The organism is Spiroplasma kunkelii CR2-3x (genome assembly GCF_001274875.1).
Lineage (GTDB): Bacteria > Bacillota_I > Bacilli_A > Mycoplasmatales > Mycoplasmataceae > Spiroplasma > Spiroplasma kunkelii.
The window spans coordinates 1,091,098-1,112,003 of record NZ_CP010899.1; the positions used below are offsets into that span (position 1 = coordinate 1,091,098).

Annotated in this window: 21 protein-coding genes and 3 pseudogenes; 1 reads left to right on the top strand and 23 read right to left on the bottom strand. The window is 24.9% G+C overall.

Annotated elements, in window-relative coordinates:
- Window positions 1-4: 4 nt before the first annotated feature.
- The 5 genes and pseudogenes from SKUN_RS11430 to SKUN_RS05970 all read right to left on the bottom strand — a co-directional run.
- Window positions 5-133, bottom strand: coding sequence for a hypothetical protein (locus SKUN_RS11430; RefSeq protein WP_268794819.1), 129 nt, complete (start codon window positions 131-133; stop codon window positions 5-7).
- Between the two features lie 924 nt (window positions 134-1,057).
- Window positions 1,058-1,183 (bottom strand): hypothetical protein, encoded by a 126-nt coding sequence (locus SKUN_RS11435; RefSeq protein ID WP_268794820.1) that lies wholly within the window; start codon window positions 1,181-1,183, stop codon window positions 1,058-1,060.
- A gap of 31 nt (window positions 1,184-1,214) precedes the next feature.
- Complete coding sequence (locus SKUN_RS10820) at window positions 1,215-1,373, bottom strand: hypothetical protein (protein WP_235510983.1); 159 nt, start codon at window positions 1,371-1,373, stop codon at window positions 1,215-1,217.
- Between the two features lie 144 nt (window positions 1,374-1,517).
- Window positions 1,518-2,762 carry a replication-associated recombination protein A gene (locus tag SKUN_RS05965; RefSeq protein WP_053391258.1) on the bottom strand — a complete coding sequence of 415 codons (1,245 nt, stop codon included), beginning with the start codon at window positions 2,760-2,762 and terminating at the stop codon, window positions 1,518-1,520.
- Window positions 2,763-2,964: 202 nt separating this feature from the next.
- Window positions 2,965-3,483, bottom strand: a pseudogene (locus tag SKUN_RS05970) (IS30 family transposase); the annotation flags it as partial.
- Here SKUN_RS05970 and SKUN_RS08895 point away from each other — a divergent pair.
- Window positions 3,475-3,813 carry a hypothetical protein gene (locus tag SKUN_RS08895; RefSeq protein ID WP_144416780.1) on the top strand — a complete coding sequence of 113 codons (339 nt, stop codon included), beginning with the start codon at window positions 3,475-3,477 and terminating at the stop codon, window positions 3,811-3,813. The pseudogene SKUN_RS05970 and the gene SKUN_RS08895 sit on opposite strands and share 9 nt — an antisense overlap.
- Before the next feature lie 250 nt (window positions 3,814-4,063).
- Here SKUN_RS08895 and SKUN_RS05975 read toward each other — a convergent pair.
- The 18 genes and pseudogenes from SKUN_RS05975 to SKUN_RS06050 all read right to left on the bottom strand — a co-directional run.
- A pseudogene (locus tag SKUN_RS05975) lies at window positions 4,064-5,488 on the bottom strand (spiroplasma phage ORF1-like family protein); the annotation flags it as partial.
- Window positions 5,489-5,552: 64 nt separating this feature from the next.
- Window positions 5,553-5,684 (bottom strand): hypothetical protein, encoded by a 132-nt coding sequence (locus SKUN_RS11440; RefSeq protein WP_268794821.1) that lies wholly within the window; start codon window positions 5,682-5,684, stop codon window positions 5,553-5,555.
- A gap of 17 nt (window positions 5,685-5,701) precedes the next feature.
- Window positions 5,702-6,160 (bottom strand): hypothetical protein, encoded by a 459-nt coding sequence (locus SKUN_RS05980; protein ID WP_053391259.1) that lies wholly within the window; start codon window positions 6,158-6,160, stop codon window positions 5,702-5,704.
- Between the two features lie 143 nt (window positions 6,161-6,303).
- Window positions 6,304-6,570 carry a hypothetical protein gene (locus tag SKUN_RS05985; protein ID WP_053391260.1) on the bottom strand — a complete coding sequence of 89 codons (267 nt, stop codon included), beginning with the start codon at window positions 6,568-6,570 and terminating at the stop codon, window positions 6,304-6,306.
- Between the two features lie 874 nt (window positions 6,571-7,444).
- Window positions 7,445-8,485: a rod shape-determining protein gene (gene mreB, locus SKUN_RS05990; RefSeq protein WP_053391261.1), complete on the bottom strand. Its 1,041-nt coding sequence runs from the start codon at window positions 8,483-8,485 to the stop codon at window positions 7,445-7,447.
- Between the two features lie 378 nt (window positions 8,486-8,863).
- Complete coding sequence (locus SKUN_RS05995) at window positions 8,864-9,424, bottom strand: hypothetical protein (protein ID WP_053391262.1); 561 nt, start codon at window positions 9,422-9,424, stop codon at window positions 8,864-8,866.
- Window positions 9,425-9,451: 27 nt separating this feature from the next.
- Window positions 9,452-10,930, bottom strand: a complete 1,479-nt coding sequence (locus tag SKUN_RS06000; RefSeq protein WP_053391263.1) for an Mbov_0396 family ICE element transmembrane protein — start codon at window positions 10,928-10,930, stop codon at window positions 9,452-9,454.
- Between the two features lie 6 nt (window positions 10,931-10,936).
- Window positions 10,937-11,248 (bottom strand): pilin, encoded by a 312-nt coding sequence (locus SKUN_RS06005; protein WP_053391264.1) that lies wholly within the window; start codon window positions 11,246-11,248, stop codon window positions 10,937-10,939.
- Entirely contained in the window at window positions 11,236-11,448 is a 213-nt protein-coding gene (locus tag SKUN_RS06010; RefSeq protein WP_235511382.1) for a hypothetical protein, read from the bottom strand. The genes SKUN_RS06005 and SKUN_RS06010 overlap by 13 nt, the downstream gene beginning before the upstream one ends.
- 147 nt (window positions 11,449-11,595) lie before the next feature.
- Window positions 11,596-11,757: a hypothetical protein gene (locus SKUN_RS09915; RefSeq protein WP_200902991.1), complete on the bottom strand. Its 162-nt coding sequence runs from the start codon at window positions 11,755-11,757 to the stop codon at window positions 11,596-11,598.
- 15 nt (window positions 11,758-11,772) lie between these two features.
- Window positions 11,773-14,439 carry an Mbov_0397 family ICE element conjugal transfer ATPase gene (locus tag SKUN_RS06015; protein ID WP_053391266.1) on the bottom strand — a complete coding sequence of 889 codons (2,667 nt, stop codon included), beginning with the start codon at window positions 14,437-14,439 and terminating at the stop codon, window positions 11,773-11,775.
- 764 nt (window positions 14,440-15,203) lie between these two features.
- Window positions 15,204-15,404 carry a hypothetical protein gene (locus SKUN_RS06020; protein ID WP_053391267.1) on the bottom strand — a complete coding sequence of 67 codons (201 nt, stop codon included), beginning with the start codon at window positions 15,402-15,404 and terminating at the stop codon, window positions 15,204-15,206.
- 11 nt (window positions 15,405-15,415) lie between these two features.
- Window positions 15,416-15,718, bottom strand: coding sequence for a hypothetical protein (locus SKUN_RS06025; protein WP_053391268.1), 303 nt, complete (start codon window positions 15,716-15,718; stop codon window positions 15,416-15,418).
- A gap of 63 nt (window positions 15,719-15,781) precedes the next feature.
- On the bottom strand, window positions 15,782-15,967 hold the full coding sequence (locus SKUN_RS06030; protein ID WP_053391269.1) for a hypothetical protein: 186 nt from the start codon (window positions 15,965-15,967) through the stop codon (window positions 15,782-15,784).
- 207 nt (window positions 15,968-16,174) lie between these two features.
- Window positions 16,175-17,100: pseudogene (locus SKUN_RS06035) on the bottom strand (IS30 family transposase).
- A 376-nt stretch (window positions 17,101-17,476) separates the two neighbouring features.
- A complete protein-coding gene (locus tag SKUN_RS06040; protein ID WP_053391270.1) occupies window positions 17,477-19,642 on the bottom strand; it encodes a type IV secretory system conjugative DNA transfer family protein in 2,166 nt (721 codons plus the stop codon).
- Window positions 19,635-19,931, bottom strand: a complete 297-nt coding sequence (locus SKUN_RS06045; RefSeq protein ID WP_053391271.1) for a hypothetical protein — start codon at window positions 19,929-19,931, stop codon at window positions 19,635-19,637. Before SKUN_RS06045 ends, SKUN_RS06040 begins: the two co-directional genes overlap by 8 nt.
- 253 nt (window positions 19,932-20,184) lie before the next feature.
- Window positions 20,185-20,751 (bottom strand): hypothetical protein, encoded by a 567-nt coding sequence (locus tag SKUN_RS06050; RefSeq protein ID WP_235510984.1) that lies wholly within the window; start codon window positions 20,749-20,751, stop codon window positions 20,185-20,187.
- Window positions 20,752-20,906: the final 155 nt, after the last annotated feature.

Here is a 20,906-nt window from a genome sequence, read left to right on the forward strand (position 1 = left end):
TTCTCTATTTGTTTCTTTTAATTTTAGTTCCATTTTTAAAATTTTTTTTCAAGCGTAAATTTTCATTTTCAATGGTTAAATTAGATTGAGTTTGCTGTTCTTTTTCATTTTCTTTTGCTTTTAATGATTCCAATTTTCTTTTTAATTTAATAATTTCTGCTCGTTGTGCAGGAATTTTCTTAGTATATGATTTAAGTAAATATTTTGCATCTCTAGTAAGTTTTTCTCTTGATTTAATTTGTTTTAATTTACTTTCATCTTCTTTTAATTCTTTTTCGCGAATTTGAATGCGATATTCAATAAATGAAATTGCTTCTTTTTTATATTCGTCATATCATTCTTATGCTTGATCTCAATCTTTCTGTTCAGCATTTTTAGGTAACAAATTTACAAAACCAATATGTGTTTTTTTTAATCATGCATATTTAGCAGTTGTAGGAATATAACAATCAAATTTTTCTAATACCTATTTTACATTATTTTGTTTATCATCATTTAATCTATCAATGCTTAAAGCAATGTTAGTAGATCCCCCCAAAAGTGCATTTAAAATTGTAGTATAAATTTCAGTTGCGATACCTATTGTCTTGCATTTTGGCAACACATTCTCAGTTAACTTCGCCACCTAATAATCATCATAATCCCATTGTTTATCACTCCTTTTATTTACATTATACCGTATTTTTTGTTTTTGTCAGATCATTTTTTAAATTATGACTTTTTCTTTTCTGCTTTTTTTGCAGCTTTTTTATCTCATTTTTTCTGTCTAGCATCAGATTTATCACTATTTTTTTTAATAACATCATTAATTATTGTTTGTTAATTATTTAAATTTTGTAATGAAACTTTTTGGTTATGTTTTATTTTGCTTTTGGTTGTTGCTTTAAAATATGAAAAACTATTCTTGCTAGTAAATTTATTTTTTACTTTCTCTAGTTTTTTATTTAAGGATTTTTTCTTTTATATCACTTTTATATCACCATAATCTGCTGTTTTAAATTTATTAGTTTCATTACCACTATTTGCCAATTGTGGGTTAAATCTTTTACCAATTGCCTTAAAGTAGTCCTAACCCTGGTATCATTCTAAATAATAAAGGAATATCTAAAATTATTTCAATAATTAATTCATACAGATCTCGAATTTGCGGTTTTGTTAACTTTGCTTTTTGTTCCTTTTTCATTAAATATTAACCATCTTATAACTGTTTTGTTTTAATTTCATCAAAATCATAACCTTATTTTTTTAATCTGGTGAAAAATTGTTTCTTTATCTAAAGTTGTTTCATCATAAGTAATTTTAACAGTTTTTGTTACAATTCCAATTTGAGATTTAATTTGTGGAATTTTTGTTAACTTTTTTTCAATTGACATCGCACAACTATTACATGTTAATACATGTTAATACATGTTAATTCAGGTACATGAATTTTTACGACTGTCATTTCTCTCATTCTTATTTCTTTAATTTTATTATAGCACTAACAAAAAATAAACCAAGTAGTTCTTTTAAAAGTTCTACTTGCCTTTTTTTGTAAACCTTTCATATAACTCATTAATTCGTTTTTCATACACACTATGTAATTTTGGTTGATAATAAACTATACCGCGCATTCGCTTTGGCAGGTATTGTTGCGCAACATAATCATTTGGAAAATCATGCGGATATTGGTATCCCTGGCTATTTCCTATTTTTTTTGTTGAAGCATAACTTGTATCCCATAAATGATGCGGAATTGGATAAAGATTACCTTTTAAAACATCTTCATACGCTTGATCTGTTGCTAAATAAGCACTATTTGATTTTTCACTTAAACACATTTCAACAATTGCTAATCCCAATGGAATTCGTCCCTCTGGTAATCCAATTTGACGAAAACTATCAATTGCTGTTTTGACATGGACCGCAATTGCTGGATTAGCCAAGCCAATATCTTCATAAGCAATAATTAACATTCGACGCAATAATGCTTCGTGATCACCACTTGCTAATAACCGTGCAAAATAGTGTAAAGCTGCGTCAACATCACTACCCCGAATTGACTTTTGCAAGGCTGATTTTAAATCATGATGTTCATTACCTTCTGCAAAATTAATTAAATTAGCCGTTGGAACAATATTATTAATAATTGTTGTGGTAATTTCTTCTGCAGGATATAAATTTAAACATAATTCTAATATATTAATTGCAATTCGTAAATCACCACTTGCTAATTGACAAATTAATAGTAACGCATCATTAGTAATTGATAACAGTAATTTTTTCTTTGTAATTATTTTTTGTAAGCCAGTTAGCATTTCATCAACAGTAATTCGTTCTAATTTAATAATATTAGCTCGTGATCGTAAAGATGGATTAATCACAAAATAAGGATTTTCTGTTGTACAAGAAAACATAATTAAGTGTCCATTTTCTAAATACTGCAATAAAATATCTTGCCGATCTTTATTCATTCGGTGTATTTCTTCCACAATAATAATAAATCGTTCAAAATTTGTTGATTTCTTAATAATTTTTTCTAAATATTGTTTTTTATCAATTTCAGCATTAAAAATTGCATACTCAAGTTGTAAATCATTAGCTAATGCTCGAGCAATACTACTCTTTCCAACGCCCGGATCACCATAAAAAATTAATGAACTTGCATAATTATATTTCAACATTCGTGAAATAACACCATTGTGATCATTAATAAGGTGGCTTTGCCCAATGATATCAGTTATTGTGCTTGGTCGTAAGACAAATGCTAATGGTTCAAACATTTTTTCGCTCCTAAGTATTTTTTTACATCATAATGCATCAAGTATATTCAAACAGCAAATTTTGTCTCTTGTTAATTTGATGATAACATCATTTAAAATAAATGCAACTCTTTTTTAAAAAAATAAAATATTTTATAAATATAGCTTAATTTAACCATATTTAAGCACACTAAAAAGGATTTATTAAGTAATTTTAATAAATTTATTTAATATTCTGTAAAAATATATCTTTTGCACTTATTCAATTTAAACAGGGCCGTATTTTTTCATTAATTACATCATTAACTACTCAATTTAATTTTTTCTGACTAACTTTATTAAAATCAGTTCCCTTATAAAATCAATGTCTTAATTCACTATTCATATATTCAATTAAAGGTTTTTGCTGTGGTTTACCAGCTTCACAAAAATATACTTGTGTTTCAGCGAATATTTCTAATTCTCTTCATTTATAAAATTCTCTTCCTCTATCAGTTATTACGCCTTTAATTTTCCCAATTAAATTATTTACTTTAACTAATTCTTTAAACTTTTCAAAAACCTCATTAGCAGTATTATTTTCTAATTTTATTGCAAAGTATTTTTTACTTGATTGTTCTACTAAAACTAAAAGAGAAGATTGATGGTTTTTTCCAACAACAGTATCCATTTCAAATCATCCAACATTAGAAAATTTATTTTCAATGTTTCAAATTGATTTAAAATTAGTTAATTGACCACGCCCGACCCTATTTTTCAAGGTATTTCAACTCAACGCCAATATACTTTATTATCAACAGATAAACAATTTGGTCAAAATGATGAATTAAACCTTTATGTTGTTTTAAATAAAAATAATGAAAATATTGGTGGAGAAACTATTAATACTTATGAATATAATCAATCTATTCAATGATTATATATTTCTAATATTACAGATTACTATGATCCTTTTGATAATAAAAAGTTTTTATTTCAAGAAATTACATTTAGTAGTGTTAATGATCATTTATCTAAATCAGGTATGGCAATATGACAAAAAATCCAACATGGTAAGCCAAGCAACAGTTAATGATAAAGAAACATTTGAAAAATGATACTTAAAAACTTATCAACAAAAATTAAATAACCAATATTTGAAATATTAAAAAAATAAATTTAACTATAAATCCTAATAATATTAATTTTGAACCAAATATTCTTTTAAAACAAGTTTATTGTTGAGATGGCGTTGGTGAACCTGAAATACCAACAATCAACGAAAACACTGGTGAAATTACTGACTGAAAAGAACAAAAAGGAACTAAATAACAGTTCCTTTTTTATATTAATCGTACAAATTTCATAAAGATAATTAATAAAAAAATATTTGTTATTGTACTATACAATGCAGGATTAAATTTTCATACCTCGAATATTTGACTAAAAAAAATATATACTGTCTCAAAAACCTTGCCAACACCACTCGCTAACTCGTTAACTTGTTTAACTCCCGGAATAGTGTTAACAATTCAAATCATCGCATTTTTAATATGAGCACCAAAATCTCATCAACCTTTAGGAGTTATATATTGAACTTGTCATCATTGTTTATCCGGAAATAAACCACCACTATTTATCTCTTGTCAATTATAAATCCCAAAATTAAAATCATAATAACGGTACATATCATTTTCTTTTTGTGCTTGCAATTCAAAAACATTATAACCAATTTTTTGTTCTTCAATTTTCTTGTATTGTAAACCATATTTTGATTGTAAATCACCACCAAAAACATAACCAGAATTTAACTTAATATCATAATTATTAACAACCGAAAAATCATAATTAAAAACACTACCATAATTATTAATGGTATAAAACCGATTTTTAAATGCTGAATATAATTTAATATCTAATTGCTTATATTTATCTGAAAAATAAAAATATCGTGGATAAATTTTAAAACCATTATTTACTAATAAACCATATTTTTTATTATATCCTTGTACATAAGTATTATTTTCTAAATCAAAAATCGTTCGTAAATAATTAGTATAAAATTTCTGTGAAATCTTAAACATACTATTTAATAATTTATCAAATTGTAATTTATCGTTAATATTTTCACTCAACAAAATATTATTAAAATTTTGCAATTTCAACGCAAAAAAGTTAACTAAAACAGTATCATACTGTAAATTATTAATATATCCATTTTCAATAAACGAACTACGATTTTGGAACACTGGCACCAAAGCACTTGCAAAAAACGACTGTAAAAACTTAGATAAATCAAATTGACCGTTAAACTGTTGATAATATCTTAAATCTTTATTATTTAATGATGAATAAATTGAACCATTAAAATTAAAAACTTCACCCGTTACCGTTCGCATAAAACTAAAATTAAAACTTAAATCATCACTATTAACATTATTTAACTCTAAACTACCTGAAATAATTGTATTTGCTTCATCAACAGTTAAAATCATCCGATAAATTGCTTTTTTAATATTTTTAACATCTAATTCATCAACCATCTCAAAATCAAAAATTATCCGCTTTGTTCCAACCTTATTCGGATTTTCATAATCCGCACTACCACCTTGTTGAACTCTAATATTTTCTTGCAAAACAGCAGTTAAAGAATAATTAATAAATTCTTTTACAAAATTTTGTTGATAAGTATTTCAGTCAGTAATTTCACCGGTGTTTTTGTTGATTGTTGGTGTTTCGGGTTCACCATTTCCATCTCAACAATAAACTTGTTTTAAAAGAATATTTGGTTCAAAATTAATATTATTAGGATTTATAGTTAAATTTATTTTTTTAATATTTCAAATATTGGTTATTTAATTTTTGTTGATAAGTTTTTAAGTATCATTTTTCAAATGTTTCTTTATCATTAACTGTTGCTTGGCTTACAATATCACCAAAAATTCTTTGTGGATTTTGTGCCATAATTTTATTCCTTCTTTCTATTTATTAAATACATTGTCTGTATCTAAAATATTGTTTTGTTTTTCTTTTGTTTTTGGTACTCCACCAGTATTAACTGTTTGTACCTTAATTAATTCATCATAAACACTTTGCAATTGTGTTTTGATAACTTCAATATCATCAGTAATGTCATAAGATTTTAATAAAACATTCTTAAATTCTTCATTATCAGTTAAAAAATTAATAAAATCAATTATTTCAATTTGTTTTAATTGAATTGTTTGTTGTTCAATTTGTGAAGTTAATTCATTATTTTTTGTTTGTAATTCGTTAATTTGTTGATTACTATTTTCTAAATTACTTGCATTAAATTCTTCAACTTCATCAGTATTTTCTAAAATAATTTCAGCAGTTTTAATATCTAAGCTGCCATCTTCATTTTTAATTGGTTCATTATCTTCATTGATAAGAACATATTTTACATTTTTTAATGCCATTGATTTTTCCTCCTATTTTTTAATATTTGTATTTGTTCTTTTTCTAATAGCTTTTTGTATAATTTCAAAACTATCTACCCTAAAAGATAAAAAATAGCGTTTAGTTTTTATATTTAACTGATTAAAAACTGAGCCTTTAATTTTTATTTCATCATCTTTTTTAATTTCAAAAACTCATTTAAAATCAATGGATTATATATTGATAATGTTGAATAATTTAATCCCTCTCATTGACATTTAGCAGAGCAAGCATCAACTTCAACACCCCCCGCAACCAGTGCCTTAATTTTAGTTTTAATCGGATTTTCATGTAATCTAACAGTTAATTCTAATTTATTAACTTTTTTATTTTTTAATTTAGGTTTATTAGTTATTGTTTTTTTATGTAAATTACTTTTTGTTTGTGCCATTTTTATTAACTCCTTTTGCTAAAAAATATTGTAAATGTTTTCAAGCATCTAATTCATGCTCCGTCATTTTAATATTTCCTTTATAAATATAATTTTTCTTAACAACTGGCGATTGTAAAACATAATTTAAGTTAAATAAATATTTACATAAAACTTTTAAACCACCAATAAATTTAGGAGTAGATAATGGGTTTTTTATTTTTAAACCTTTATGAAGTTGGTAATCTTCAATTATTAAAATAACTTTGCTTAAATAAGAACAAATTTTATTTTTATCCTTGCAATTAATAGTTATGAATGCACCACTACGCGTCTATCTTAATCAAAGTCATTAATTTACAAAATCGCAAAAAAACAAGTTAACAGCTCTAATGGTTTCATGCCGGCGGAAATGCCTTGTTGGGGAACCTTCCCTAAAAAATATGTAATTTTAAATTAAACACTTGTAGAGCCAATATATTTAATTTTTAAAGTTGTTTTATAAAATTTAAGGTTTTAAAAAAACATAATGTTAATATTCAGTGTAATAAACATCTTCAAATCATTCTGTTTTTTCACGATGGTTAACTGTATGAAACTGCTTTGGTGTTCCACATTTACTACATTTAATAAAAGTATTTTTAGACATATTTTTTTCATCTCCTTTTAATGGTTGTTTTTAAATAAAAAAACAACTCTTGTTAAAGAGTTGTTTTTTGCCGCTTCATCGTACAGGATGCCTAACATAAAAAAACTGATAATTATCAGTTTTATAATAAACCAATGCTAATCTTGGCAATATTATTGATTTTGATTTTAATTCATAGTTGCTCTATGCCGACCATATTTGCTATTTTGATATTCTCGTTAATTTTTATAGCAACTTGTAACATTCTTAATAATCTAATTCTTTTGTTTTCTGATGTTCTTGGCGAATAATATCATAAATATCTGATTCAAATTTTTTTGTTCCATTAATAACTGCTAATAATGGTTGTTCACCAATTTTGGCTGGTAATTGTAATGTGTCTTCAAAGTAGTGATCAATTCCTTTGATTAAACCACCACCACCACAAATGGTAATTCCATTGCGGAAAATATCTCCTGCTAATTCTGGCGGTGTTTCTTCTAAGACTTGAACTGCTAAATCAATAATTCGTGATACTGGAACTTTTAAAACTTCCCGGATTTCTTCTGGCGTCAACTCAATTTCTCGTGGTAATCCTGAAATAACATCGCGTCCATACACTTTAATTTTTCGTTCATCACCATATTTTGCTAATGAACCAATTTCAATCTTAATCATTTCTGCTGTTTTAATTCCAATTTCTAAACCATATTGAGAACGAACATATTTTATAATTTCATCATTTAAATAATTTCCAGCAACTTTAACTGATTTTGATAATACAATATCCCCTGAAGCAAGAACCGCAATATCTGTTGTTCCTCCTCCCATATCAATCACTAGGTTTCCAGCAGGTTTGTAAATATCAACCCCGCCACCTAACGCAGCCATTTTAACTTCTTCTTCAACAAAAACTTTTGATGCTCCTAAGTTCATAGCAATTTTTTTCAAAGCATTTTTTTCTAATTCGGTAATAACTGATGGACAAGCTAATAACATAATTGAATTAGCTAATTGCTTGGTAACTCTTAAACGATTAAAAATATACTTTAATTGTGCTTCTGTTGCACGAATATCTGTAATAACTCCATCAACCATTGGTCGAACAATTCTAATTGTTTTATTTCCTTTTCCAATCATTTTATATGCTTCATTTCCGACAGCAATAATCCCATTTTCTTTAATTTTATATGCCACAATGGATGGTTCATTATAAACAATTCCACTCCCCGAAATATAAACCAGAGTGTAAGCTGTTCCTAAATCTATTGATACAAAAGTTGGCTTCTTATTATTAAATATGGCCATATCAAATCCTCCTTAGTTAATATTATAATCTTTTTTCTTAGTAAAAACAATAAGTATTATTCGTAAACTAGTTAACGTTGGAATAAAGTAATTATTTTTTTAATAGCAATAAATTTAATGGTTTTATCCCAAAAATAGTAGTAATACTTTGCCTGGATTAGTAGCTTTTTTTGGACATTTTTTAAATAGACTTTTGTTTTTCTAACAGGTAATTAATTTATTTTTTGGATATTCATATAATTCTTTTGTTATTAACTCTAATTATTTGTTGCTAAATCATATTTTTATCATAAAAAAAATAATTAATATTGTTAAATATTAATTATTTAAATTTTGCTGTTTAAAACCCATTTTAGTATTTTACTTATTTAATTTAAATTAAGTTTCATTTTCTTTATTTAATTTTTCTAAAATTTCTTCACAGGTTTTAATTAAATTTTTAACTTTATTAATTTCATCTTCATGATATGGATCAGATGAAGTTGTCATTAATTCCAATTGTTTTTTTAAAATATTATTTTCATTTGTAATAATAGAAATTGCATTTTCTCTAATTTTTTTATCACTAAAATCACCATCATTTTCTAAAAATAAAATTTGGTAATCACAATCATAGACAATTGCTTGATATTCATACATTCCAACCATATTTGCATCTATTATTTCTTGCAATTCAGAACACATTTTTGAACTACCACATATTTCCTGAATTGATTCTGATGAATTTAGTTCATCAATTTCTTTTTTTGCTTTTTTAAATAATTTTTGATTTTTTTCTTTTAATTGCAAATAATAATTGATATCTTTTACTTCTTCTAGTGGCTCAATTGGTTTTAAATTAGATGGATTTAAACCATAATCAAAACTTTTACATCCAAAAGTATAAATTGTTAATTGAATTGGTATACTGCATAACAAAATTCACAATCGTTTTTTCATAAGTTTTATCCTCGTGCTAAGTTTAAATTAACGTTCTTTTCTTTTGGCAGTTTTATAACCTCGTTGAACATGATCATAAGAATGTTTTTTAACTTGTTTGATTCCTTTTGTAGCAATCTTCATAGATTTTCTACCAAGATAATTTACTCCAGCAAGGCCTTCTGTTTTCATAAAGTTTTTAGTTTTCTTAAGATTTTTCTTAAATTTTCCAAAACTTCCTGTTGATGTTGGATTAACATCATATGAATCTCCTCATGTCGCTTTTGTTGAGTCTCATCCATTTTTAACTGCTCAAATTGAACGACCAAGAGCATTACCTCCAACCCGCAATCCTTTCCCAAACATTCCTAAAGCTCCTGTTCTTGTTTCTAAAAAACTTAGTGGCGTTATCCCTTGGATTTGGTTTTGACTACCACCACCACTAAACGTATCCATCCCAGGCAGTCCTGGCATTCCCGATAAATCTTTTTTATATTTCTTTTTCGCAAAACCAAGTGCTTTTTTAACAACCTTCCCGGCTCCCATTGCAAACATACCAGCTGCCATTGTACTACGAATTGAATTAAGACCGTCTGACATTCCAATTGCTTCACCAATAAAAGCTGAAAGTAAATTTGTAATGCCTCAGACACCTAGTGCTCCTCCTAAAATACAAATAATTTGTAAAAGCATTCTTGCATAACCAGGAAAATCAAAAGGACCAAAATTAGGGCCTGAAATAACATTAATATATATCATAAAAATATAATAAGCCACCAAGGCTGTTGATGCAGCTAACATTTTTGATAACACCATATCTTTTCATGTTAGTGCTCTTTTTCCTTCATCTTGCACCATCGTTGCCATTACAACTGGAGCAACTATAAAAAGAAATAATAATTCAAAAATCTTTTGTGTTAATGACATTCCCAACATTGCAATGGCGAACAGAACAAACCAAACGGAAAAAATTTCAATAATTAAACTTCAATCCATAATATTACTTGGTGGCCCATATTCCCCTGGTTTCCCTGCAACAACTTCACTATTTCCAATTCAATATAATACATCAGCTAAATTTTGCTCGCTAGTTCCAAAAATTGTACTTAACATTCCCATAAACCAAGTAATAATTCCATTTAAAAAGAAAAAACCAATTGGAACAAAAAGAACAAAGATACCAGCTAAACCAGTATATTTAAAGCACGCCATTAGTCTTGGTTGCATTTCTTTTGCATCTTTAAATTGTAATGTTAAATATTGAGTAATAAAAATTATTACTAAGAAAGCTACTGAAACAATGGCAAATTGCCAAAATGCAGTTGGAATATTTGACCAAGAAAAGCCTTCTTGTGAGTTAAATAATAAACTAAAAATTATTCCTGATGATAAAAATTCAAGAACTTGTGTAAAAACTGAAACCAACCCTAATGGGCCGGTAATAAAGATTCCTCATACTGCTTCATATATCCCAGTTAAAACTCAGCCAATAATACCTAAAAAAGGTAAATTAAATATTAATTCCATAAATCCCTACTTAGTAGGAGGCTCATAACTTCCTGAACTATTAATTAATTCTGGTAATATTGTGTTAATAAATATTGGTGCAAAAATACATAATGCTAATCCAAAAATACATCAACAGACAGCATATATTTGAATATTTCGTTGTTCAGGATCATCAGCAAATTTTTTAATTTTTAAACCATGTTTAATAATATATAAAATACAAATTGCTCCAGCAATAATTGAAACTGGTGATAATATTGCATTTAATAATACAACTACTAATTCGGCAGTTTTTGAAAAATCAGGTGCATCAGCTAGTAAACTTAATAAACTCATAATAATTTTCCTTTTGTAGCAATTTGTATTCTTAAAATTAATTTTAATATTTTACTTTTTAATTTAATAAAAAATTGTTTTGGAGCCTTTTTATTAAATTTACAAGATGATTTATCAATATTAACATTATAATAAACTATCTTTGCTTCTTTTTTTAATTGTGAACTAAATGGTTGTGCCTTGTTAATCAAAAATATCACCTGCATATTTTTCCCTTTCCTTTTGTAATATTTTAATAAGAATTATTAAAATATAGATTGTCATTTACCAAATAACTTTTTCTCATAAAATAAATGGTCATTTACAAAAATAAACTTATTACTTTTAACAAATAAATTAAAAGATTATTATTCGTCATCACCAAAGTAATTTTGAATTCCTTTTTTAATAAGATGCTTAATTACATAAGCTAATGAATGTTCATCATCAGTAAATTTTTGTAATTCCTCATATAATTCAATCGGAACTTTTAATTGTACTTTATAAGATTTACGTTTTAGTCTTTCCATTTTTCTTCCCTCATTTTAGTTTTCTAATAATTTTATGCCAAAGGCTTGTTGCTCAAAATCAGATAATTCCACATGTAAACAATGGCGATTATAATCTGTCACCATAAATAACATATCCCCTCGTTGTGCACCGGCACAAAAATGAATTTCTGATTCCGATAAACCTCCACTTGCACTATATAATTCACTTACATCATGTAAGTCTTTTTGTTTTAATTTTAAAATCCCAACATATTGCGCATTATTAAGAATGGCAGATGCTTCTCGTTCTAATTCGGCAGTCATTCTAAAATCGGTTAGATTTTGTGTTACTAAAATTACCCCGCCATTAAAACCACGGATCATTTTTACTGTTTCAAATAAAAACTTTAGAGCTTGTGGATTGTCTTTATCAATAACAATATGTGCTTCATCGACAGCTAAAATTATTTCATTGTCTGTATTAAATCGATTATTATTAATTTCTGTTCGAATATAATTAAGCATTAAAAACATTTGTGCTTTTAAAACTTTTTGTTTTGAATATAGTGTTTGAATATCTAAAATATTTAATAAATTATCATCTAAGGTAATAGTTGAATGTTTATTCCATAATGCAGCATATTTTCCATAACCAGTAAAATCATATTGAATAATTTTTGTAATTTTGTGGAGCATTTCTGCTTCGCCAAGATCTGGTTCTAGTTTTGTTAAAAAATTAAGTAAATCATCAAAAATTGGTCAATCATTATTTTCCATTTTATTAAATTTTTCTTCATTATTAATACCTAGTTTTAAATATAAATCTAAAATTCGTTGTGTTAAAAAACCAACTTCGTCCATTTTTAAATTTGGATGGGTAAAATGAAAAAATGTTTCTAAAATTTGCAAATGGTCACCAATGATTGTATTAATATTTTGATATTGGTCAATTTTTGCATTAATTTGTAATGGATTAAAATTTCCTTTATGTCCAGAACCAACATCAATTCAATTCCCATCATGATAATTGCAAAGTTTTCCAAACTCGCGCTTTGGATCAATAATAATTACTTTTCTACCATTAATGATATGATAATTCAAAAATTTACTAACAGTTGTCGTTTTACCACCTCCTGTTGTGCCAATAAATAGCGCATTTGAATTTTGAAAATCACCACCACGTTTAAATTGGTCAGTAAAAATTACATCACCAGTGGTGTTATAACCAACAAATAATCCTTTTTCATCTTCTAAAGCGTTATTTAAAAATGGAAATGAATTTCCTAATGTTGCACATGGCATTTCATAAGAATTATGATATGCCATTGGATCAGTTGGTTTTGGTAATAAGGCACTATACCCACTTATTTGTCGAAAAAATAAATAATCCATTTTCATATTAAGACTTTTTAATAAAATATATAGTCTTTCTTCTGATTGTTTTAACATATGTCGATTAAAACCATAATTTAAAAAAATAATATTTACCCGTTTAATTTGTTCTTCACCTGATGTAATTAATTGCACTAAATTTTCAAACGATTCATATTCACGTTCTTTTTCTGAACGATTAACCGTCTTTTTAACAGAAAAATAATTAGTACGGGCATTAATCATTGCTCGATGTAATTGTTCTTTAACTGCATCAAGATTTGTATTCGAAATATTAAAAATAACTGTACTATCTGTTGTGCATAATTTTGCAGCTCAACCATCTTGTGGATAGATTGGATAATTTTGGATTCCTTTAATAGAAAATTGCGCATCATTTATACGAAAACCACTTTTAGTAAAGGTAATATTATCTAATGCTAATAATTCATTAACATTATCTTGATACTCATCAATTTTTTCATTTGAAAACTTTTCATCAAATGGATTAAAAATCAGTTTAATTGTATTAACTAATTCATATTTATCCAAATCAATAGTTCGCAAATTAGTTTCCGTTAACTTCATTTTAATAATATGAATATCTCGTTCTAATTTGCTTATTGAAGTATCATATACAAATAAGACAAATACTTTACTAGTAAAAGAATAACCTAAAATACCAGCTTGATCTTCATAAAGTTTTCGATAACCTTCTAATTGTTCAAAACGACTTTTGTATCCTTTTGCGGTTAAAATTTCATCTCTACGAAGATTAATTAATTTATCAACTGTTTTATCTAAATTAACAATATTTTTTTCTAAATCATAAGGTTTTTCAATTTTTACTAAACTTAATTGACAATCTGTTAAACGAAACATATTTGCCAATTGGTTAAATTTTAATAATTGTTCATTTGTATCTAATGTTGTAATATTAAGTCCTTTAATTTCAATTGCACCAACATATCATTTTTTACCACCTTCTAAAACAGTAGTTTCAATACACATGTCATGCAATTTCTTATATGGCATTAACAAGGATGTGTTATTATTTTTACTATAAATATAAAAATTTCTTTTTTTAGCTAAAAAAACAAATGCTCGAAAAATTATAATATAAATTTTTCCACTATATTTATCAGAATGAATTAATGTCATCATTAAAAATAAGAAAAAAGTAATACCAATAATTACTCTTAACATTATTGATAATGTGATTAAATTGTAACCTAACATAAATGCAAACATTGCATATGTTAAAGTTAAACCTAAATCAACTAACGAAAAATTATCTTTTAAGCGTAGTTTTTGTTTTTTCAACTGCGGTGGAATAATACTGTTATTCATTTAAGTTTTCCTTTATCACAAAAAGGGTTTAAAATTATAAGCATTTTAACTATTAAAAATTAATATGAAGTTTTACTTTAAAATTATTTGTTTCAAAAAATATAAAATATACATATTTATTTTAACATATTTATTTAAAAAATTTTATTAAAATTAAAAAATTTTTTATTAAGTTGCATAAAGCCACTATTGAACATAAAAATAAATTATTACGAAGATACCCTCAATAGAGATTTAAATAAATACAGTAAGGAATATGGTAAAGAAACAATGCTTTTATATTAAATAAAAGATTAAAAAAACTAAACTTTAAAACACCTTTAGAAATTTAATAAAACTTGTAAAAATATGTAATAATTACAAATTAAATTATGTATTAAAAAATTTCTTAAATTCACTATTTTTTTGCTTCGTATTACAATTTATAAGACACAATTGATTTGCTTAAGGACAACATTCTCCGACTATGATATTTCATCGTAAATATTCCTCGTGCACTAATTTTAGTCTATTTTAATTTGGAAATAACTTCCAATTGTATTTGTTACAATTTTTCAACCATGGGTAGAATTTGTTAAAAAACTATTATTTATTATATTATTTATTATATGAAAATTATCAAATAACAATTTAATTAAAATATTAATATCACTATCATCAAGTTTTCCACATCATCCACTATGGTCTTCTTTGCGGAAACCAGTAATTTTCTCTTTTATTTTTTTAACAAATTATTGATAATTACTAGAATATTTTTGATAAATTTAACTTATTGTTTTTCATTTAACCAAATTAATAATCAATTTTAGTTTATTATGTGCTAAAAATTGATAATATTTTTCAACTTCATTATATTGATTATGTGATTCATGTTTAACAACAGTTGTTTGAATTGAACCAAAAATTCAATAAAATAATCCTGTTCCAGCAAGAATTAAACCACCAATGATTAATGATAATCCCAATGTTTCTGGAACTAAGAAATCAAGGTAGAAGCAATGACCCCAGAATATTTATCATTATGTTCAATATTAATTCCAGCAGCATAAGCTGTTGTTCCAACTTTTTTTATTTTTTCTTTAAATTTTTTTTCATCATCTGGTAAACTTTGATAAAGCTCATTGATTGCATCTAATCTTTTCTGCTTGTCTTCTTTTGAAATTAAATTATATTGTTCAACTATTTTACGATTTTGTTTATTAGTTTGATTATTAAATGTATTTTTTAAGTCAATTATCATTAATGGTACATTTGTATCCGGTAAAAGAAATACTTTCATACTAATATTTGTTAATAAATTTTCAATATTTTGTAAATTATTTATTGTCTCTTTTTCTAAACCTTATTCTACCATTGAAGTTAATTTAGTAAAATTATTATCATGTTCAATTAAATTAATATCTAAATTTTTGTTATGGTCTAAACTAGATTGTTCATTAGCTTGATTTAAAAAATAATATTCACTATTAGTTTTATCTTTTTTAGTTATAAATTTTTTTATTATTGAATTATGTAAAATGAAGTGCAACAAATCTTTATTAATTAAATAATATAATAAAAATTACAAAAATCAACAATAAATTTAAAAAAATTAAAAATATTTTAATTTTTCTTTTATTTTATCAATATTTAAACAAAATAAAAAATAATTTATTAATTTTAATTAATAAATACATATTTTATTATTTTAATGACATATTTTATGAGTTAATATACATTTTTAAATATTTGTTGTTTATATATTCTGCAAAAAAATTTTTTTAGCACTTATTCAATTTAAACACGGTTGGAGTTTATCATTTATTACATTATTAACTACTCAATTTATTTTTTGTTGACTAACATTATTAAAATCAGTTCCAAGAGGAAATCATTTTCTAAACTCACCATTTATATTTTCAATTAAAGATTTTTGACGAGGTTTACCAGCATCACAAAAATATACTTGTGTTTCAGCAAATATTTCCATTTCTCGTCATTTGCTAAATTCTTTTCCTCTGTCAGTTATTACGCTTTTAATTTTCCCAATTAAATTATTGTTTATAACAATATCTTTAAACTTTTTTCAACTTCCCTAGCAGTATGATTTTCTAATTTTATTGCAAAATATTTTTTACTTAATTGTTCTACTAAAAATAAACAACTAGATTGATGGTTTTTTCTAACAACAGTATCTATTTCAAATCATCCAACATTAGAAACTTTATTTTCAATATCTAAAATTGACTTAAAATCAGTTAATTTACCACGATTATCAGATTTTCTTTTTGTTTTATATTTTTTACCACGATGTCGCAAATTCTGTTTTAAAAAACCATAAAAATCTAAACAAATTCATTTATACAATGTTTTAACACAAACCGAAAATTTAACACCAAATTTTAAAAAATAACGATAAATAAACTCTCTCGGAGAATCACGATATTTATTAAGTATAATTTTGATGAAATTAATCTGCTCTTCCGTAAATTTACATCTTTTATTATTCTTTTTTCTTTTCTTATAATACATTTTATCTGACTTATAAGCACTATATTCATCAATATTTTTAAACTTTTTAATTTCTCGTAAAATAGTACTACGATGTCTATTCAAATATTTAGCAATTGCAGAAATATTCTGTTCACCATTCTTTTTTAAAAAAATTTTTGATAATAATAATTGTTATAATTTAACTTTATCCATAAAACTTAAATGACTATACATAACATTTATATACCTTTCATTAACTTATAAAATTTTTAATATTTTATATATTTTTGATGGTATGTATAAATTAATGAAATATATTATTAATAATTTTAATTTGTTTGAATTACAAGCAAAATTAAAGAGTTTTTTGAGTAAAAATTATTGCACTTCATATTACAGTTTACATATTATAAATAAATATTTTTATTATTTTACTTGTAATCTTTAAAATGTGTGTGGTATAGTACACTACGGTGATTTTCCTAAGTTTTGTGAAAAATACTTAAAATTTAAAAAAAATTTTGGTGTCCTTTTTAAAAGATATTAACTACTATAAATATTTATATTAACTTTCAGTAAAATTAATTCCAATATTTTTACATTTTTCTAACAATTTAATTTGTTCAGGTGTTCGTTGTGCAAGAGGAATTTTTAAAATTGTTCCAATTTTTTCTTCAATTTCATTTTTCATCATTTCAACTTGACCTGATGTAACATATGAAAATAAATCAAAATAATGATTATTAATAAAATTAAATTGCTTAATTATTTTTCTATTTTTAAGTTTACCTAAACCAAATACTTTACTATATTTTCATGCTGAATCCATATAAACTAAACCCGGATTTTCTTTTGAACTAAATATAATTCCATAAGGATTTTTTAATTTCATTAAATCACTAGGTTTAATTAATTCCATTCCTTCTTTTCTTCTTTGGACAGGATCAATCATAATTCGTTTTGTTTGTAGACTACGTGAACGTGAATGAGATAAAATTTCAACTGTTTCAGTTCCTAACATATCTGAATATGTTTTTGCAGTATCAAAATTATTAGTTTGAATATAAATATTTAAATTACAGTTTGAAATAATAACTGTTCCATTTTCTTTTCCATATTTTTCATAAACTTGATCTAAATCTTGAACAATTATTAGGAAAAACATTCCCCTACTCCGAGCAACCGTAACAAAGGATTGAAAATTAGGAATTGTTGGCATATTTCCAAACTCATCTAAATAAAACTGAATATCACGCGGTAAGCGTTTACTTTTTCGTTCTGTTGTAATTCCTACATTTGCTTTATATAATTGCGAAATAATTAGAGAAGCAAAAATATGACGATTAGTTTTTTCATCAGGAATAATTAAAAATAAAGCTTTTGGTTTTTCAGTAAACTTAAATAAATCAATTTCATTACTACATACAATAGATTGAATACCAAGATCTTGATATATTTGTAATCCACGATCTAAAGTTGAAAAAATTGAACCTAATTCTTTTTCACCAGTTGCTAATGCATTAGATCCAATAATTTTTGCTAATGATGTTGATGGTAAACTGGCAAACCAGGCTTTCATTTTTTTACGGTCAGTACAAAGCATATTAATTAATGGGAAATTAAATTTTTCTAATGGTAACGCCGCTGGATTATCATCTAATATTTCTAATAATCCTAAAATAATTGTTTTTGCAATACTAGCAGCCATACTTGCAAAATGGTCATTTTCACCACCAGTTAAAGGTCAAATTGTTAAAACTAAATCATTAATTTCTTCAATTGCTAATGATTTTAATTCATTTCTAGTTGCTTCAACAAATTCTTGTGCTTCTTTTAAATCAAAAAATCATTGATTACGAAAAATTGCAATTTTTTTGTCAACAATATTTCTAAAACATTCTGTGCAATTAAATTCATCATGATAATAACAAACATATTTTTCCAAATGTTTTTGATTTTTAACTATAAAATACTTTAACTCTTTTGCAATAGTAACTGAGTCATAATAATACTTGTAGGAAATTGCTAATGGATTTCAAGAAGAAGAATTTTTAGGATCACGTAAATTTAAAACTAATATTTCATAACCATTTTTTTGTAATAGTTTTGATAAGACATCATATAGTTCTCCTTTAGGATCGGTAAAAATTAGACATGGTTTATATCTTTCTGGTAAACAACTATTATAAATAGCAGAAGGCATGACAATTTTTTGTGATTTCCCACTATTTGTTGCTCCTAAACATATTGCATGTGTATTAGTACGAATATTAAAATTAATTTTACTATTTTTTTTCAAAAATCTTACTACTCATCCGGCCTTATTTTTAACATCATGTAAATTATGAACAGGATATAATTTATTAAATTCTCTAATACTCCCTTTATTGTCTAATTCATTTACAATTCATTTTGCGCCTCCATATTCTGATGTTTCTGTTTTTTTAACATATGTTTTTTCAAAATGTTTTGCCGCAACAAATATTATAAAAGAAGCAATTACTCAAAAAATGATTGAAATAACTGCAATACAAATTAGAACAAAAGTGATATTTTCAGAAATAAATTTTCATAAATAAGGAAAAAATTTACTAAAAGTAAAACCTGGCATTTTTCATACTTTGAAAAATGAAATAAAGATTATCCCAAAGATATTAGCAATCGGGAAAAAAACACACGCAGCGATTAAACTATCTTTTTGGTGTTTTGAAAATCTTTTACTTTTATGCATATAAAAAACTTAATGTCGAAAAAAGTAACATTCCTACGATTGCAATAATTAATACTATAATATTAATTTTCTCTTTATAACTAATATTGCTAACTACTTTGGTTTTGATATTTTCAATATTTTTTTTTTTATTTATTAAATTTTTATTTGAATTTTTTATTGTTTCATTTAACATATTACTAAAATTTCTTTTACGAGTTCTTTTATATTTTATTAATAAAATTATTTCATAAATAACTAAAATAAAACATAAAATTGCTACCGAAGATAGTCAAGTTCTTACACTCATATTTTCTCCATAAAATAAATTAATGTAATTTACCAGTAACCTTGGTCATATACAAAAAAATTATAGCATAAATATTATATATCCCTTTAGTGTTTTAAAAAAATAAAAAAGCAATTAAAATATTAATTGCCTATAAAAACTAGTATGTATATGTATATTTTTGAATAAATTTAAAGTAGTAAATTTTATTTTTAATAACTTAACCCCTCTTTTAATATTGTTTTTATTTATAATAAAATTTTTATTTTATAAACTATATAGTTCATTTTCTTCAACATCCAAGTTTCCATTTTGCCCATTTTTTAATTGTGATAATGGTTTCGCTTGTTTTACAATTTGATGTTCAATTTTTGCCAGTTGGTTTTAATGCTTCTTTCGCAAAAAAGATATTCATTTCATTCAATAATTCTTTATATCTTCTAGCACGTTCTTCATAAAATGGTTTAATATCTGCGACTGCTTCTTCATATCTCGGTAATTCTGGTTTTACTTCCTTATATGATGGCAAACCACTCGGTTGATGATATGACTGATAATTTATGATTGCTTCACTATATGATGGCATATCACTTGCTCGATCAAATAATTCCAAATTGTTTCTGTTTCTTTCTTGTTGTAAACTTCTCTGTTCAATTTGATCATTTATTTCTTTTTGAACATATCTACCTATTGTTCCATACATTTCAGTAACAATTTGGTTTGATACTTCATAGGTTTTCTTTTTACTAAAACCAATCTTTTTTAAAAATATATTAATTCTTTTTTTAATTCATTTATAAGATTTTTTAAAATTTTTTTTAAATCCTGAAGTAATTTCCATAAATTCTTCTTTCTTTTAAGTGTTTAATTAATTATTTATTTTAATAAAATAATTAATTAAAGTCATTTATTTTAAAAATATCAATATTTATATTTTTAAATCATATACATTTTCACTCTATCATATTTATATTAATTTAGCAACAATTTTAAAAT